At 68.1% G+C, this 15958-nt stretch carries 12 protein-coding genes; 5 read left to right on the forward strand and 7 right to left on the reverse strand.

The window, feature by feature from the left end; all coding sequences use genetic code 11:
• Nucleotides 1–215: 215 nt before the first annotated feature.
• Entirely contained in the window at nt 216–1994 is a 1779-nt protein-coding gene (locus AC07NN_RS03035; protein WP_494637653.1) for a DUF885 domain-containing protein, read from the reverse strand.
• A 148-nt stretch (nt 1995–2142) separates the two neighbouring features.
• Between AC07NN_RS03035 and AC07NN_RS03040 the strand changes: the two genes are divergently transcribed.
• Nucleotides 2143–2520 (forward strand): VOC family protein, encoded by a 378-nt coding sequence (locus tag AC07NN_RS03040; protein ID WP_494637654.1) that lies wholly within the window; start codon nt 2143–2145, stop codon nt 2518–2520.
• A gap of 1 nt (nt 2521) precedes the next feature.
• Here AC07NN_RS03040 and AC07NN_RS03045 read toward each other — a convergent pair whose 3' ends face one another.
• The 3 genes from AC07NN_RS03045 to AC07NN_RS03055 all read right to left on the reverse strand — a co-directional run bounded on the left by AC07NN_RS03045 (nt 2522) and on the right by AC07NN_RS03055 (nt 6316).
• Nucleotides 2522–2971, reverse strand: a complete 450-nt coding sequence (locus AC07NN_RS03045) for a hypothetical protein (RefSeq protein ID WP_494637655.1) — start codon at nt 2969–2971, stop codon at nt 2522–2524.
• Nucleotides 2972–3198: 227 nt separating this feature from the next.
• The gene (locus AC07NN_RS03050) at nt 3199–5142 is read right to left on the reverse strand and encodes a M61 family metallopeptidase (RefSeq protein ID WP_494637656.1); all 1944 of its coding nucleotides are present in this window, start codon (nt 5140–5142) and stop codon (nt 3199–3201) included.
• A gap of 280 nt (nt 5143–5422) precedes the next feature.
• On the reverse strand, nt 5423–6316 hold the full coding sequence (locus tag AC07NN_RS03055) for a BON domain-containing protein (RefSeq protein ID WP_494637657.1): 894 nt from the start codon (nt 6314–6316) through the stop codon (nt 5423–5425).
• A 201-nt stretch (nt 6317–6517) separates the two neighbouring features.
• Here AC07NN_RS03055 and dnaG point away from each other — a divergent pair, with 201 nt between their 5' ends.
• The 4 genes from dnaG to AC07NN_RS03075 all read left to right on the forward strand — a co-directional run bounded on the left by dnaG (nt 6518) and on the right by AC07NN_RS03075 (nt 13234).
• Nucleotides 6518–8452: a DNA primase gene (gene dnaG / locus AC07NN_RS03060; RefSeq protein WP_494637658.1), complete on the forward strand. Its 1935-nt coding sequence runs from the start codon at nt 6518–6520 to the stop codon at nt 8450–8452.
• A 32-nt stretch (nt 8453–8484) separates the two neighbouring features.
• Nucleotides 8485–9540, forward strand: coding sequence for a glycoside hydrolase family 88/105 protein (locus tag AC07NN_RS03065; protein WP_494637659.1), 1056 nt, complete (start codon nt 8485–8487; stop codon nt 9538–9540).
• Nucleotides 9541–9991: 451 nt separating this feature from the next.
• Nucleotides 9992–11950 carry an RNA polymerase sigma factor RpoD gene (gene rpoD / locus AC07NN_RS03070; protein ID WP_494637660.1) on the forward strand — a complete coding sequence of 653 codons (1959 nt, stop codon included), beginning with the start codon at nt 9992–9994 and terminating at the stop codon, nt 11948–11950.
• A 93-nt stretch (nt 11951–12043) separates the two neighbouring features.
• Entirely contained in the window at nt 12044–13234 is a 1191-nt protein-coding gene (locus tag AC07NN_RS03075; protein ID WP_494637661.1) for a sialidase family protein, read from the forward strand.
• Between the two features lie 107 nt (nt 13235–13341).
• Here AC07NN_RS03075 and AC07NN_RS03080 read toward each other — a convergent pair whose 3' ends face one another.
• From AC07NN_RS03080 to AC07NN_RS03090, 3 genes are all read right to left on the reverse strand, one after another.
• Complete coding sequence (locus AC07NN_RS03080; RefSeq protein ID WP_494637662.1) at nt 13342–14643, reverse strand: serine hydrolase domain-containing protein; 1302 nt, start codon at nt 14641–14643, stop codon at nt 13342–13344.
• Nucleotides 14644–14828: 185 nt separating this feature from the next.
• Nucleotides 14829–15335, reverse strand: coding sequence for a VOC family protein (locus AC07NN_RS03085; protein ID WP_494637663.1), 507 nt, complete (start codon nt 15333–15335; stop codon nt 14829–14831).
• A 194-nt stretch (nt 15336–15529) separates the two neighbouring features.
• Nucleotides 15530–15916: a tautomerase family protein gene (locus AC07NN_RS03090; RefSeq protein WP_494637664.1), complete on the reverse strand. Its 387-nt coding sequence runs from the start codon at nt 15914–15916 to the stop codon at nt 15530–15532.
• Nucleotides 15917–15958 lie beyond the last annotated feature (42 nt).

A 15958-nucleotide genomic window follows, 5' to 3' on the forward strand; every position in this document is an offset into this window, starting at 1 on the left:
GGCCTGATCGACATTCAATCCAGCCAACAAACCCTGCCTTCCTGGGCCTTGTGCCCAGGACCCATGGTGCAGGCGCAGTGAAGGTTGGCCAGAGTTCACGGCCTTTCGGCTGCGTGAAACTCAAAATGCCGACGCCTGCCTCAGGCATGGGTCCTGGGCACAAGGCCCAGGAAGGCAACGGATAGGCGCCAGCGTGAGGTGAATGTCGATCCGCCTTAGCCCTGCCAGCGGTCGATCACCCCCTCCAGCACCGTCAGCGGCGCCGGACCCACCATCAGCGCCGTGTCGTGGAAGCGCTTGATGTCGAACTTGGCCCCCAGACGCGCCTTGGTCCGTTCGCGCGCCGCTGCCCAGACCGTGTGGCCGACCTTGTACGAGCAGGCCTGGCCGGGATTGGCGCAGTAGCGCTCGACCTCGCGGGAGATCTTGCCCACGGAGTCGCCGCCGGTGTCGACCATGTAGGCGATGGCCTTCTCGCGGCTCCAGCCCTTGGCGTGCAGGCCGGTGTCGACCACGCAGCGCGAGGCGCGGAACAGGCGCGCCTGATACATGCCCAGCAGGCTGAGATCGTCGCCCTCGTAGACGCCCATCTCCATGGCCACCTGCTCGGCATAGAGCGCCCAGCCCTCGGTATTGGCCGAGAAGCCCATGTTCTGGCGCACCCTGGGCAGGTTGCTCTGGGCGACCAGGGCCAGCTGGAAATGGTGGCCCGGCGCGCCCTCGTGATGGATCAGCGTCGCCAGCGACAGGCGCGGCCACTCGGCCGTGTCCTTGAGGTTGATGTAGACGGCCCCCGGTCGTGAGCCGTCCAGGGCCGGCCGCTCGTAATAGGCGCCCGACGAGCCGGCCTCGGTATAGGTCGGCACGCGGCGCACCTCGACCGGGATCTTGGGCATGAGACCGAACCACTGCGGCAGCAAGGGCGCTAGCTTGGCCAGGCGCTCGTTGCAGTAGGCCAGGACCTGGGCGCGGCCCTCGTCGGTATTGGCGAAGAGCTGGTCCGGCTGGGCGCCCAGGCTGGCCATCCGCTGGCCGACGCTGCCTTGGGTCAGGCCGCGCTTCTTGAGGATCTCGTCCATCCGGGCCTGGATCTCGGCGCCTTCGTCCAGGCCCAGGCGGTGGACCTCGTCCGGGGTCTTGTTCGTGGTCGTGTAGATCTTCAGCAGGGCGGCATAGAAGGCGTCGCCGTCCTTCAGGCGGCCGATGCCGGCGTCGTGCACGGCCTTGGGCCGCATGGCCTGCAGGGCGGCGATCTGACGGTCGAGGGCGGGGTGGATCTCGCCGGTCAGCACCTTGGCGGCCTGGGCGTCGTAGTCGCCGTACTGTTTCGCGCGGCGGGCGGCCGAGGCGACCAGCACGTTCTTGTCGGCCGGGATGCCACGGAACTGGGTGAGCTGGGCGATGGCCTTGTCGACCATGAAGTCCGACGGGATCACGCCCTTGGCGGCGTCGCTGCTGGCCCGTTCGGTCTCCTGGTCGAGGACCGTGGCGAAGGCCTTCATGCGGGCGATGTAGGCGTCCGCGTCGGCCGTGTTCTCGATCTTGTGCTTGCCGTCCAGGAAGCTGGGGGTCGAGATGTAGGCGCCGTAGTACTGGGTCAGCACGAACGGCCGCGAGCCGCTGCCATAGTCGAAGCGCGAGGTTCCCTCGCGGGCCTCGTAGTTGAAGAGGGCGGTGTCGTAGTTGATCGCGTCGTCGCCGGAGAGCGCCTTGCGATCGATCTTTTTCAGGCTGGCGACGCGCTGGCCCGGCTCGGCGCGGTCGCGCTTCCAGCCGGCGGTCGAGCGGTCGCCCAGCTTGGAGCGGGCGTCGGCGTGCTTGCCGGTGTCGAGGCCCAGGTTCGTGGCCTGCTCGGGGCTGTTGCTCAGGTCCTGGTCGAAGAAGGTGTCGAACAGCGCATAGAGCTGGTCCTTGGCGGTCGCGGCGGCGGCCGGAAGCGCGGTGGCGAGGGCGGTCGCGGCCGTCCCCATCATGATCTGGCGACGGTCGAGCATGGCGGTTCCTAGGCTTGAAACGCCGGCGCCCCCTTGTCCGGCGGCGCATGGTTCGCCGGGGAAGGGGCAGGGGTCAAGCCGCCGGTCTTCCAACTGGTCGGGGCGTACAGTCCTGCTAGATTTCGCGCCTTGAAGGGGAGAGCGAGCGATGGCCCAAGGTCTCGGAACGCCGGTGGCGTTCGTGATGGTTTCCGACCGCGAGCGGGCGCTGGCCTTCTATCGCGACGTGCTGGGGCTGGCGTTGCGCAGCTCGGACGGCTTCGGCGACTTCCTGGACATGGGCGGCGGCCTGCTGCGGATGACGGCGGGGCCAAACCACCAGGCCAGTCCGCACCCGGTGCTGGGCTGGCATGTCGAGGACATCTCCGCCTCGGTCGTCGAGCTGAGGGCGAAGGGCGTCGAGTTCCTGATCTACGAAGGCTTCGGTCAGGACGCGCTCGGCGTCTGGACCTCGCCGGACGGCGCCTCGAAGGTGGCCTTCTTCAGCGACCCGGACGGGAACGTGCTGACGCTGTCGCAGGGATAGGTCAGGGCGCGGGCGTGGCCTCGACCAACTGCCTCAGGATGCGGTTCTCATAGGACGTCTGACCGTCGTAGTTGAACCGCATGAACTGCACGGCGTATTGGATCGCCTCCAGGTCCTTGCCGGTCTTGCCCAGGGGCAGGGGGACGATGCGGTCGATGCACTGCTGGATGCTGCGCCGGCTCGCGATGTAGTCCCGGGTGACGGCCTCGGCGGTGCGCCAGGCTTCCCAGCTCTTGGCCGTTCGCGCCGCCTCGACCTTGGCTTCGGCGGCGAAGCGCAGCGTGCGGCTCTTTTCCCACGTGTCGCCGAAGCAGGCGTTGGCGTCGGCCACGGCGGCGCGCACGACCGGGTCGTCGGCGATGGGCGGCGGCGGCGGTGGCGGTGGAATTCCGGGCGGCGGCGGTGTCTGCCCGATCAAGCCGGCGGCGAGGATGATCATCCAGGAGGTCATGCCGCGACTACATCACGACCGTCGCTCGGCGCGCAATCGGCGAGCCCGCGCCGAACGCCAACCTCCAGGCGTAAAAAAGGGCCCGCCTGGGAGGGGTGCGGGCCCTTTTCGGTACGCGTTCAGAGGGATTGAACGAGGGGAAAGCTGACACATGTGTCGCCTTCCCGCCCTTCCCCAAATCGTCGCAGGCTGCGAACGGATCGCAACCTGTGGACGAGGCTGAGCTGCTACTTGCGCGGCGTCAGGATGTCGCCGAGACGGTCCGGGGCGCCGGCCACGCGCTCCAGGCGCGGGTAGCGCAGGCCGCCGCGATAGTCGATCTTGACCATCTTGTAGCGGCCGCCGTCCTTGATCAGCAGTTCGACCAGCGGGTTCTCCGGCTTCATGGCGGCGGTGACGGCGCTCTTCAGCTTGTCGCCGTCGAAGGCGTCGCCGTTGACGGCCACGACCGTGAGGCCCTGGGTCAGGCCGGCCTTGAACGCCGGGCCGCCCCACTGCACGTCGGTCAGCACGCCGTCCGAACCCACCGTCAGGCCCAGCGAGTAGGGCAGCGGAGTGTTCTTGGCCTTGCCCTCGGCCGACTTGGCGAATTCGGTCGGGGTGGCGGTGTAGACCAGCTTGTAGCCGCCACGCTCCAGGCCATCCAGCGGGGCCTTTTCCTGCACTTCCTGGATGCGGGTCTTCAGGAACGTGGCCCAGTCATGGGCGACCACGCCGTTCAGCCCGGCGACCACGTCGTCGAAGGTGTAGGTGCGGACCACGTACGAGCCGTTGTCGACGCCGAAGAAGGCGTTGGCGAAGTCGTCCAGCGACTTCTTGCCGCCGGTCTTCTCGCGGATCAGCGTGTCGGCGTCGAGCCAGACCAGCAGGCCTTCCGAATAGTAGTCCTCGCTACGCTGGTAGGAGAGCCACGACAGCGGCTTGCGGCTGGCGATGATCGGGTCGTTGGTCGTGTCCTGCACCGGACGCCAGTCGCGGCCGCGACGGTTGTCGTAGGTGGCGGCGGTGGCGGCGATCGAGTCCATGGCTTGCTGCTTGGTCAGCAGGCCCGAGCGGGCGGCCAGGACGTTGCCCCAGTACTGGGTCTGGCCCTCATAGACCCACATCAGGCTGTCGCGCATCGGCACGTTCAGGTTCGGCGTGAAGAGGTCCGCCCCCCGACGGAACTTGCCGTTCCACGAGTGGGTGTATTCGTGGCTGAGCAGGTCGCGGCCGACGAAGTTCTTGTCCCACTCGGTGAAGTACTTCGGAGCGACGCGGTTTTCGCTGGAGCGATGGTGCTCCAGGCCGATGCCGCCGATCTTGTCCGACAGGGCGACCAGGAAGTCGTAGTGGTCGTAGTGGTGCGAGCCGTACAGCTTGTAGGCCTGCTGCACGAGATCCTTGTGGATCTGGATCTGCTCAGGCTTGGCGTCCAGCAGCTCGGGGCTGTCGGCGACCATGTTCAGGCGCACCGGCGCGGGGCCGGTCGGGTCCAGGTCGATCGACTTGAAGTACTTGCCGGCGAAGATCGGGCTATCGACCAGGGTCTCGACCGTGGTGGTCTTGAAGGTCGTGACCTGGCCGTCGGTCTTGGCAGTCTCCAGGGCCGAGGCCAGCTTCCAGCCTTCGGGCAGCTTGACGCTGGCCTCGATCGGGATCTGGCGGGTGTAGTAGCCGGCCGGATACATGGTCACCTGCAGCCACTGCAGGTTCAGCATCTCGGGCGTGACTTCCGTGCGGCCGACCTTGGCCTCGACGGCGGTCAGGAACTGGTAGCTGACCTTCAGCTCCTTGGTCCCGGCCGGCACGTTGACGTGGAAGGCGTAGACCTGGACGACGTCGCGGACCCAGGGGATGCGCTTGCCGTCGGCGGTGACCACCAGGCCGGCCAGCTTGTCCAAGTCATTGCGCGGCGAGTGACCGCCCGGGACCCACTGCGGATACAGGAACACGAAGTCGCCGGCCTTGCTGACCGGGATGGTCGTGGTGACGTTCCAGATCTTGCGGTCCAGGTCCGTGGCGTCGACGGCGACCTTCAGCGTGCCGCCATAGGGCACGTCGCGCGGGGCGGCGATCGGCGGGGTCGCGGCGGCCGGCTCCGGCAGCGACTGGCCCTGGGCCAGAGCGGCCGTCGCGGCCAGGGAAAGGACGGAGACCGAGAAGAAAAGCGCTTTCACGAAACACCCCAATGCGGCGCGCGGGTTCCCTCCCGCGACGAGAAGCCGGGATGTTTGTGGCGTTAACACCCGCTTGTCGAGGGTAAGTTGGCCTCGGAAAGCAGAACGTTGGTATTTGGTGGGTTGTCGTTACGAGACTGAAACTTAGCGACGCTGAAGACAAGAAATCTGCTCCCCTTTTTGGGGGAGCTGTCGCGGAGCGACTGAGGGGGCTAGTGCGGCCTTCGCCGCGCTACCCCCTCCGGCCCTCCGGGCCACCTCCCCCGGAAGGGGAGGAGAGGCCTAGCTCGCCTCAGCCCAACGGATCCGACAGCGGCACGCTCGTCGTCGCGCCGTCGTCGCGTTCCACCCGCAGATTGTTCTGGACGTTGTCGACGCCCGAGACGCTCTCGGCCAGGGCCTCGGCGCGCTTCTTGTCCTCGCGCGAGCGGACCGTGCCCGACAGGGTGACGTCGGCGTTGCTGACGCTGACCTCCACGCCGTGGGCGTCTAGCCAGGAGTCCTCGGTCAGGCGGTCGCTGACGTCCTCGCGGATGCGCTCGTCCGAGCGGCGATAGCCCTTGGGGCCGCGACCACGATGGACGCCGTCGTCCTGGCGGCGGTGCAGGGCGTCCTGGTCGCCCATCCACGAGGAGACCTCGTCGCGGGCTCGGTCGAACCAAGTGCGCTCCTCGTGGTGAGAGGGGCGCGCCGCGCGCCGGCGGTGCTCGAAGGCGCGGTAGCCGCGGTCGGCGCCGGGATCGCCATAGGCCTCATAGCCCCGGCGGCGGTGGTCGTCCGGATGGAAGTAGCGCTCGTCGCCATAGTCTGCGGTCGGGCTGGAATAGCCGCTGGACCCGTAGTCGCCGGTCGCGCCGCCGAAGCTGTGACCGCCGACGCGGCCATAGTCGCCAGGCGAGCGGTAGCCGCTCGCGCCCGCGCCGTAGTCCGCGCCGGAACGCACCCGGCCATAGCCGATGTCTCCGCCGGCCTGCGCCGCGCGCAGGAACTCGCCGCCGTGGCGACGGGGACGCGGCGGCGGATCGGCGCGATAGCCGGTCTCGCCATAGCTGTTGTCATAGGGCGGATCGCGGCGGCGCGAGGCGTCGTAGCCATAGCCGCGCTCGCGGTCGAAATCGCGGCCAAGGTCGCTTTCGCGATCGACCTCGAAGCGGCCTTCGCGATCATTCCATTTGCTCTCGGGCATGGGTCTTCTCCGCGTTTCTCGGGCATCGGGCGCGTCGAGGCGCCCCGACCTTCAAAACGGGCGGGCGGGAGTCGGTGTTCCTAATGCCGAGCTTGAGATATCCACAGACTCGCCAAACTTGTGGGTGAAGCGTCTACGTCCGATATCTGCGCCGCCGCGCTTCACTATGATGCCCGTTCACTGATCGGCCACCCGCCCTAAATGCGTTTCGACGACCGCTTCCTCGAAGAACTGAAGTCCCGCCTTCGCCCTTCCGACGTCGTCGGCAAGTCGGTGAAGCTGCGGCGGCAGGGTCGCGAATATGCGGGGCTGTCGCCCTTCACCAAGGAGAAGAGCCCGTCGTTCTTCGTCAACGACGAGAAGGGCTTCTATCACTGCTTCTCCAGCGGCAAGCACGGCGACATCATCAGCTTCCTGCAGGAGACTGAGCGGCTGACCTTCGCAGAGGCGGTCGAGCGGCTGGCGGCCGAGGCCGGCATGAGCCTGCCCGCCGTCGATCCGCACATGGCCCGCGAGGAGCAGAAGCGCTCGTCCCTCGGCGACTGGATGGAGCTGGCCACCGCCTGGTTCGAGGCCGAGCTGCGCCGCCCGGTGGGCCAGACCGCCCGCGCCTACCTCGAAAAGCGCGGCCTGCCGGAGACGGAGTGGAGCCGCTTCCGCATCGGCTTCGCGCCCAACAACCGCACGGGCCTGAAGGACTACCTCGTCGCCAAGGGCGCCAAGCCGGGCGACCTGATCGACGCCGGGGTGCTGATCTCGCCCGAGGACGGCGGCCAGCCCTATGACCGCTTCCGCGACCGGATCATCTTCCCGATCACCGACAGCCGGGGGAAGGTGGTGTCGTTCGGCGGCCGGGCCATGGATCCCAACGCCCGCGCCAAGTATCTGAACGGTCCTGAGACCGGGCTCTTCCACAAGGGCCGGGTGCTCTACGGCTTGTTCGAGGCCCGCAAGATCCTGCACGCCGGCCAGAGCGGGGGCGACAAGCCGCCGATGGTGGTGGTCGAGGGCTATATGGACGTCATCGCCTGCCAGCGCGCCGGCGTGCCGGCCGTGGCGGCCATGGGCACGGCCCTGACCGAGGAGCAGATGGAGGGGCTTTGGCGCCTGCATCCGACGCCCACCCTCTGCTTCGACGGCGACAAGGCCGGCCAGCGCGCCGCCCACCGCGCCATCGACCGCGCCCTGCCGCTGCTCAAGCCCGGCCGCTCGTTCCTGTTCTCGATGCCGGTCGGCGGCAAGGACCCCGACGACGTGCTGCGCGAGCAGGGACCGGGCGCGCTGAAGGCCCAACTTTCCGACACCAAGCCCTTCGTCGAGGCCCTGTTCGAGCGCGAGAAGGAGGTCGAGCCCTTCGACACCCCCGAGCAGCGCACGAACCTGAAGGTCCGCTTGCGCACCCTGGCGGCGACCATCGCCGACAAGGACCTGGCTCACGCCTACAAGGAAGAGCTGCTCGACCGCCTGGACGAGTACCGCAACGCCCGTCGCGCCAAGCCGGACGCCAGCGACGCGGGCCGGCAGCTCTCGCGCCAGCGTTGGGACAACACGCCCCGCAAGGGCGGCTTCGGCAAGAACCGGATCGAGGGCTCCACGGCCGAGGGGCGCGCCGCCGCCCAGGCCTTGCAGCAGGCGCCCCGTCCGTTCTCGGCGGCCCTGCTGATCGCCGCGATCCGCGACCCGAAGGTGGTCGACGACCGCATCGAAGTGCTGATGAACCAGGGCTTCGGCGACCAGCGCCTGGACGCCATCGCCCACGAGCTCGTCAACCTGCGCATGGATACCGACCACGTGGAGTCCGGCCTGTTGCGCGGCCGCCTGGCCTCGGCCGGCTATGACGACGCCAGCCTGGCGGTCCTGGAGCGCTCGGCCGCCCACGTGAAGGCCCTGGACGCGACCCACAGCGCCGCCCAGAGCCCCGACGAGGCGATCCGGACCCTGTGGTCCCAGGCCTTCGACCTGCTGCTGCGCCTGACGGCTCTCGAACGCGCCGTCGATGACGCCAAGACCGACCTGGTCGACGACAGCGATTTCCAGACCCTGCTGCGCCTCAAGACCGAGCGCGACGCGGTCAAGCGGCTGATCGACAGTGGCGGCTGGACCGACCCGGCCCAGGTCTCGCAGGTCCTGCACTAGCCATGGACCGGAGGACAGCGCTTGGCGGATTGATGCTGGGGCTGGCCGCTCCGTTCGTCGCCGTCGCCGTCGCCGCGCCGGGAAAGGGCGCGGGTCCCAAGACCGCGGGATGGCGCGCCGCCGACGCCTTCCTCAACCGTCCCGACTTCATGCTGTACGACGTCGGCGAGGTGAAGGCCGTCCACTATGCCGAGGTGGCCAGCGCCTATGGCGCCTCGCGGCTGGCGGCGGCGACGGGCGATAAGGCCCTGTTCGAGCGCGTGGCCCAGCGGCACGCCAAGCTGCTGGCCTCTGGCGTCGGCAACAGCGCCAACCATGTCGACGCCAATGTCTACGGCGTCTGGCCGCTGGAGCTCTTCCGCTGGACCAGCGATCAGGACGCCCTGGCGCGGGGCCTTTCCTATGCCGATGGCCAGTGGGCGAACCCGCGTCCGGATGGCCTGAGCGCCCAGACCCGCTTCTGGATCGACGACATCTGGATGATCGGCGCGCTGCAGCTGCAGGCGTGGCGCACGACAGGCAAGGCCCAGTATCTCGACCGCGCCGCCCACACGGCCCAGGCCTATATAGAGCGCCTGCAGCAGCCCAATGGCCTGATCCACCACGGCCCCGACGCGCCGTTCTTCTGGGGGCGCGGCAATGGCTGGGTGGCGGCGGGCCTGGCCGAGGTGCTGTCGGCGCTGCCCAAGCATCATCCCCGTCACGCGCCGATCCTGGCGGGTTATCGCCGGATGATGGCGGCCCTGCTGGACTTCCAGGCCGGGGACGGCATGTGGCGCCAGCTGGTCGATCGTGAGGGCGCCTGGAAGGAGACCTCGGCGACGGCGATGTTCGGCTTCGCCATGACCCTCGGCGTGCGGCGCGGCCTGCTGGGCGGGGCCTATCACAAGGCCGCCGAATGGGCTTGGGAGGGTCTGGCGCCCTATGTCGGCGCGGACGGCCGGGTGTCGGAGATCTGCGTCGGCACGGGTCAGTCCAAGGACGCCGACTACTATCTCAACCGCCCCCGCGCGGTCGGCGACCTGCACGGCCAGGCGCCGCTCATGTGGTTCGCCGCGGCGCGGGAAGGCGCCTGGGACGAGCGCTAAGCCCGACAGAAGCGGCGCCACGGCTGCCAATATATGTGACCGCAACCGCGCGTCCCATCTTGACACCAGCGTCACCCACAGCCACATGCCGACTCAAGGAACTGCCAAGCAGCTGATTGACATCGCTCGGGCCGCCGTTGCGCGCGCCCTCATCGAAACAGGATGTCACCCTCGTTGCGGCCCCAGGTCCCCAGCGGTCGCCGACCCGATCAGGGAAAGCGTCAGGCCGCGCCTAAGCCATATGGTCTCCGCAGGGTCTCTCGCGGAGCGCTCCTACATGGCGATACAGGCGCGATCTGGCAGCATCTGACGGGAACGTGATCCCTGGGAAAGCGCTGACTCTAGAATCGCGCGCGGACCGAGCCGGCAGAGCCTTTTCGAAACGGATTTTCTCGGCGCCGCTCTTGCAGCCTCTGCACAAGAACGGGCGGTGTCGATTTCGGAGAGCTTGATGAGCAACAATTCCTCGGCCGAGACGGAAGCGCCAGAAGCCACGGGTGGTGACGGTCCTCTGCTCGACCTGACCGACGCCGGCGTAAAGAAGTTCATCAAGCAGGCGAAAGCCCGCGGCTACGTCACGATGGACGAGCTGAACAAGGTGCTGCCGTCCGAGGAAGTCAGCCCCGACGCCATCGAAGACACCCTCGCCATGCTGAGCGAGATGGGCGTCAACGTGGTCGAGGCGGAAGAAGACGCTGAAGGCGCTGAAGGCGGCGAAGTCGCCACCCGCGACGAGAACACCACGGTCATCACCAGCGACAAGCCGGCCGCCTACGACCGCACCGACGATCCCGTGCGCATGTACCTGCGCGAAATGGGCTCGGTCGAACTGCTGTCGCGCGAAGGCGAAATCGCCATCGCCAAGCGTATCGAGGCCGGCCGCGACACCATGATTCGCGGCCTCTGCGAGTCCGCCCTGACCTTCGAAGCCATCATGGTGTGGCGCGAGGAACTGGGCACGGGCCGCATCCTGCTGCGTGAAGTCATCGACCTGGAAGGCACCTACGCCGCCATCAACGGCGTCGCCGCCCAGCCGGCCGCCGAGGACGACGCCGAACCGGCCGAGCCGGTCGACGACGAAGCCGGCGAGGCCAAGCCCGAAGGCGCCGAGGGCGAGGACGAGGACGACTTCGACGACGGCGCCGGTCCGACCGTCAGCGCCATGGAAGGCGAACTGCGCGAAGGCGTCATGGCCATCCTGGACGCCATCGCCAGCGAGTTCGAAAGCTTCCGCAAGCTGCAGGACAAGCTGGTCGGCAGCCGCCTGAAGGGCGAGGACCTGACCGACGCCGATCGCAAGGCTTACGAAGGCCTGTCGCAGACGATCATCCAGCACCTGAAGACGCTGAAGCTGAACAACAACCGCATCGAGGCGCTGGTCGAGCAGCTCTATGCGATCAACAAGCGCCTGATCGGTCTGGAAGGCCGCCTGCTGCGCCTGGCCGACAGCTACGGCATCAGCCGCGGCGAGTTCCTGAAGGCCTATTTCGGTTCGGAGCTGAATCCGAACTGGGGCGACCAGGTCAAGGGCATGGGCGTGCGCTGGACCAAGTTCGTCGAGAACGACGCCCAGTCGGTGACCGACATCCGTGGCGAGATCGCCGCCCTGGCCACCGAAACCGGCGTGCCGATCGACGACTACCGCCGCATCGTCCAGACGGTCCAGAAGGGCGAGCGCGAGGCCCGTCAGGCCAAGAAGGAGATGGTGGAAGCCAACCTCCGTCTCGTGATCTCGATCGCCAAGAAGTACACCAACCGCGGCCTGCAGTTCCTGGACCTGATCCAGGAAGGCAATATCGGCCTGATGAAGGCCGTCGATAAGTTCGAATATCGTCGCGGCTACAAGTTCTCGACCTACGCCACCTGGTGGATCCGTCAGGCGATCACCCGCTCGATCGCCGACCAGGCGCGGACCATCCGTATCCCGGTGCACATGATCGAGACGATCAACAAGATCGTCCGCACCAGCCGCCAGATGCTGCACGAGATCGGCCGCGAGCCGACCCCGGAAGAGCTGGCCGAAAAGCTGGCCATGCCGCTGGAAAAGGTCCGCAAGGTCCTGAAGATCGCCAAGGAGCCGATCTCGCTCGAAACGCCGATCGGCGACGAGGAAGACAGCCACCTGGGCGACTTCATCGAGGACAAGAACGCCGTCCTGCCGATCGATGCGGCCATCCAGAGCAACCTGCGGGAAACCACCACCCGCGTGCTGGCCTCGCTGACCCCGCGTGAAGAGCGCGTGCTGCGCATGCGCTTCGGCATCGGCATGAACACCGACCACACGCTGGAAGAAGTCGGCCAGCAGTTCTCGGTCACCCGCGAACGCATCCGCCAGATCGAGGCCAAGGCCCTGCGCAAGCTGAAGCACCCGAGCCGGTCGCGGAAGCTGCGGAGCTTCCTGGACTCGTAATCGCGGCCCACGCCGAATGAAGACGCCCCGGTCGCAAGGCCGGGGCGTTTTTCGTTTGCGCGCTCTGCGGAAACACGGGTCTATCGCGCTCGCATGCGGACGATGATCGGAAGACTGGCGCTGGGCGCCGTGGTCCTGGCGCTGATGGCGGGCGACGCCCCCAGGGCGCCGTTCGCGGTGGCGGCGGGCCTGTTCCAGCAGGGCGCGCCGGACCTGGGGCTGAAACCCGCGCCCGGCGCCGAGACCTTCACTGTCTTCGCGCCGACGGAGGCCACCGACAAGTTCAGCAACGGCGTCGTGCTGATCCCCTTCAAGGGGAGGCTCTACGCCCAATGGCAGCGCTCGGCGCGCGACGAGGATTCCGCCGACACCTCCGTCGCCTACAGCGTCAGCGCCGACGGCAAGACCTGGAGCGCGCCCCAGACGCTGGCCCCCGCCGGGGCCAACGGCCTGATGCACTCCAGCGGCGGGTGGATGACCGACGGCAAGGTGCTGGTCGCCTACGCCAATGTCTGGCCCGAAGGCTTCCAGTCGGGCGCCGGCGGCTATGCCGAGTACCGGACCAGCCGCGACGGCCGGACCTGGAGCGCGCCCCAGCGCGTGATGGGCGCCGACGGCAAGCCGGTCGAGGGGGTGATCGAGCAGGACCCGCATCGCTACGACGGGCGGACCTACACCGCCTTCCACCTGCGGCCGGGCGTGGTGGCCAAGCCGTTTTTCACCGACGACCCGCTGGGCGTCTCGGGCTGGATCGAGGGCCGGATGACCAGCCTGCCGCGCGATACGACCACGGCGGCCGCCGCGCACGAGCGCCGCCTCAGCCGCGAGATCGAGCCCAGCCTGTTCCGCCGCGCCGACGGCTGCCTGGTCATGGTGTTCCGCGACGAGCAACTGAGCTTCCACCAACTGGCCGCCGAGAGCTGCGACCGGGGCGTCTCGTGGACCACGCCGGCCCTGACCGACATGCCCGACGCCCGCGCCAAGCAGAGCGCCGGCAACCTGCCGGACGGGACGGCCTTCCTGGTCAACGCCCCCAATGCCGACCGCGTGCGGATACCGCTGGCGGTGACCCTGAGCGCCGATGGCCGGACCTTCGACCGCAGCTGGCGACTGCGCGGCCAGGGCGACCTGCAGCCGCTGCGGTTCGAGGGCAAGTACAAGCGTCCTGGCTACCACTATCCCAAGAGCGTGGTCTGGAACGGCTGGCTCTATGTCGGCTACGCGGCCAACAAGGAGGACGTGCAGGTGACGCGGGTTCCGGTGATGAGATTGGCGGGGCGCTAGCGCTGCCAATCCAACCAACCAATTTCACTCCGTCATTCCCGCCACAAGGGCGGGAATGACGGAGCTATAAGTTAAAGGGCGGGGAGCCCCGTCGCTCCCCCTTCACCTCAATCAATCGACGGCGCGCCGTCCGAGGTTTCGCTCTTCAGCTCCAGCCAGTCCTGGAACGGCTCGCCATAGGCGCGGTCGAGGAACTCGCCCTGGAAGCGGAAGGGCAGGTTGGCGTTGCTGTTCCACAGCATGACGATGCCGGTCTTCGTGGCCGGATCGAAGATCATGGTCGAGCGGTAGCCCGCGATGCCGCCGCTGTGGCCGACCAGCCGGTGGCCCTTGAAGGTGAAGCTGCGCATGCCCAGGCCGTAGCCGGCGTTGCTGAGCGCGCGGCCGATCGACGAGCGGCCATAGGGGCGGGCGGTGGCGACGCGTGGGCGCTGGATCTCGTCCAGCACCGCCGGCGGCAGGACGCTGGGGCGCAGGCCCATCTGCGCCTGCATCCAGGTGGCCAGGTCGACAATGGTCGAGTTCACCCCGGCGGCCGCGGGCACGCGGTAATAGGCCTCCGACATCGGCAGCACCCGGCGGTCGCCGTGCGGCCGGGCCCAGTTGTCCGAGCGCTCGATCGCGGCCAGGCCGATGCTGGCGCTGGTCATGCCCAAGGGGGCGAACAGGCGCTTCTGCACCGTGTCGGCATAGGCCTCGCCGGTGCGGGCGTGGAGGATCTCGGTGATCGTGTCGTAGGCGACGTTCTGGTAGCTGTGGCAGGTCCCCGCCGGACAGGCCGGCGGCACGCCGCCCAGGGCCTGGCGGATTTCGGCGGGGTCCTTGTCGTCCTCCAGCCGGTCGTCATAGGCGTGCTTGGGCAGGCCGGTGCGCTGGGACAGCAGCTGCTCGACGGTCAGGGTGTCCTGGGCGCCGCCGGCCAGGCGCAAGGTCGTGTTGAAGCTCCCGACCGTGTCGTTCAGCGACAGGACGCCGTCGGCGGCCAGGCGCGCGCTCAGGGTCCCCGAAACCGTCTTCGACAGCGAGGCCCAGCGGAACACCGTCTGGGCGTCGACCGGTCGGCCATGCTCGGACGAGGTCAGGCCGTAGCCCTTCACGAACGACAGGCGGCCCTCCTCGACGACGGCCACGGCCAGGCCTTCCATCGAGCGGTCGGTCATCATGGCGTTGAAGCGCTGGTCCAGCGCCCGGTAGTCGATCTTGCCGTGCCAGTCGTCGGGCTGGGTCGGCAGGCTTTCCGGCGGACCGGGACGCGACGCGGCGGAGGGGGCCAGCGAGGCGACGACCTTCGGATGGAAGAGGGCGACGCCGCCGCCGATGACAACCAGGGCCAGGCCGACCAGGCCGCCGACAATCCACTTCAGGCGCGGCTTGGACGCTCCGCGAACCTGTTCTTCCACTTGCGGCACTGGCGCTGAAACTCTTCGGGCTGGGGACGCGAGGATGCCCTCGCGTTTCGGGCCTTTATTGGCCCAACCCCCTCCCGAAGCCAACGCCAAACCGAGGGCGATCCACACCGGATCGCCCTCGGAGCGTGGCAGCCGAAAGTGTGAGCGGTTTCGGCGGCCGCCACGCGCCAAAGTTTGAATGTGGATCAGGCGTGTTCCAGCGTCTTGGCCTGCGGCTGGTGCGCGTCCAGGGCGTTGTGCGGGTCGGCCATCTGCGAGACCTCGTTGGCGAAGGTCAGGTACTCGGCGGCGAAGCTGAGCGGCAGGATCTCGACCAGCCAGGCGTTCTCGACCCACACTTCGATGACGTGGAAGTGGCCGCCACGGCTGCAGACATGGGCCTCCCAGCCCTTGGCGGCGGCGTGGGCCAGGACCTCGGTCACCGGCATCGAGACGCTCAGCGCGAAGTGGGTCGGCGAGCGACGGCCTTCGGTCTCGGGCTGCTTGACGAAGATCGCGCCCGGCTCGCCGTTCGGGACCATGACGCTGCCGGCCGGATAGATTTCCAGGCCGGTGCCCATGCCGTCGGCCTTGAAGACCATGTAGCTGCCGGGGTTCGGGGGGAAGTCGACGACGACGCCGTCCATGACGTGGGCGAAGAACTCGGCGCAGCCCTTGGGATCGGCGGCGCTGACGGACAGGTGGTGGATCATGATGCTCTGCTCTGCGGTTTTGGGCGCAGCCGGCCGCGCGGCGCGCAACAGCCGTCGCGCGCGGTCGGGTACGCTTCTGGTGAAAAAGAACGGCGTTACTTCGCCGAGGCCGCGGGGTGTACGAGCGCGCTAAGTAAGGCTCAACTTACAAGACTGTCATGACCGAGATTTAACCGCCGATGGGCGTTGCGTGACTAACCCGTCACGTACGACGCCAGGCCGTGGCCGAACGACCAGTCCTCGCGGAGGTTGGGCGCGATGACCACCATGACGTCCTCGGGGCGCAGGCCGGGATCCTTCGTCAGCCGTTCGGCGATGGCCTTGTAGAGCGCCTGCTTGGTCGCCGTGTCGCGGGTGGCGCTGGCGGTGATGTGGACGATGACGAGGTCGTCTGTTCGGTGCACGCCCAGATAGTCGGGGTCGTAGATCAGGCTGCCGGGCTCGTACTGGTCGATTAGCTGAAAGCGGTCGTCGGGCGGGACCGCGAAGGTCTCGGCCAGCGCCGCGTGGACCCCGTCGGCGATGGCGCGCAGCTGGGCGGGCAACTTGCCCTTGATCGTGGAAATACGGACGAGGGGCATGGCGGGGAGCTCCGGGCGTGGCGTGACGACGGAGCGGATTTG

It is taken from the genome of Caulobacter sp. GW821-FHT09H08, assembly GCF_059415885.1.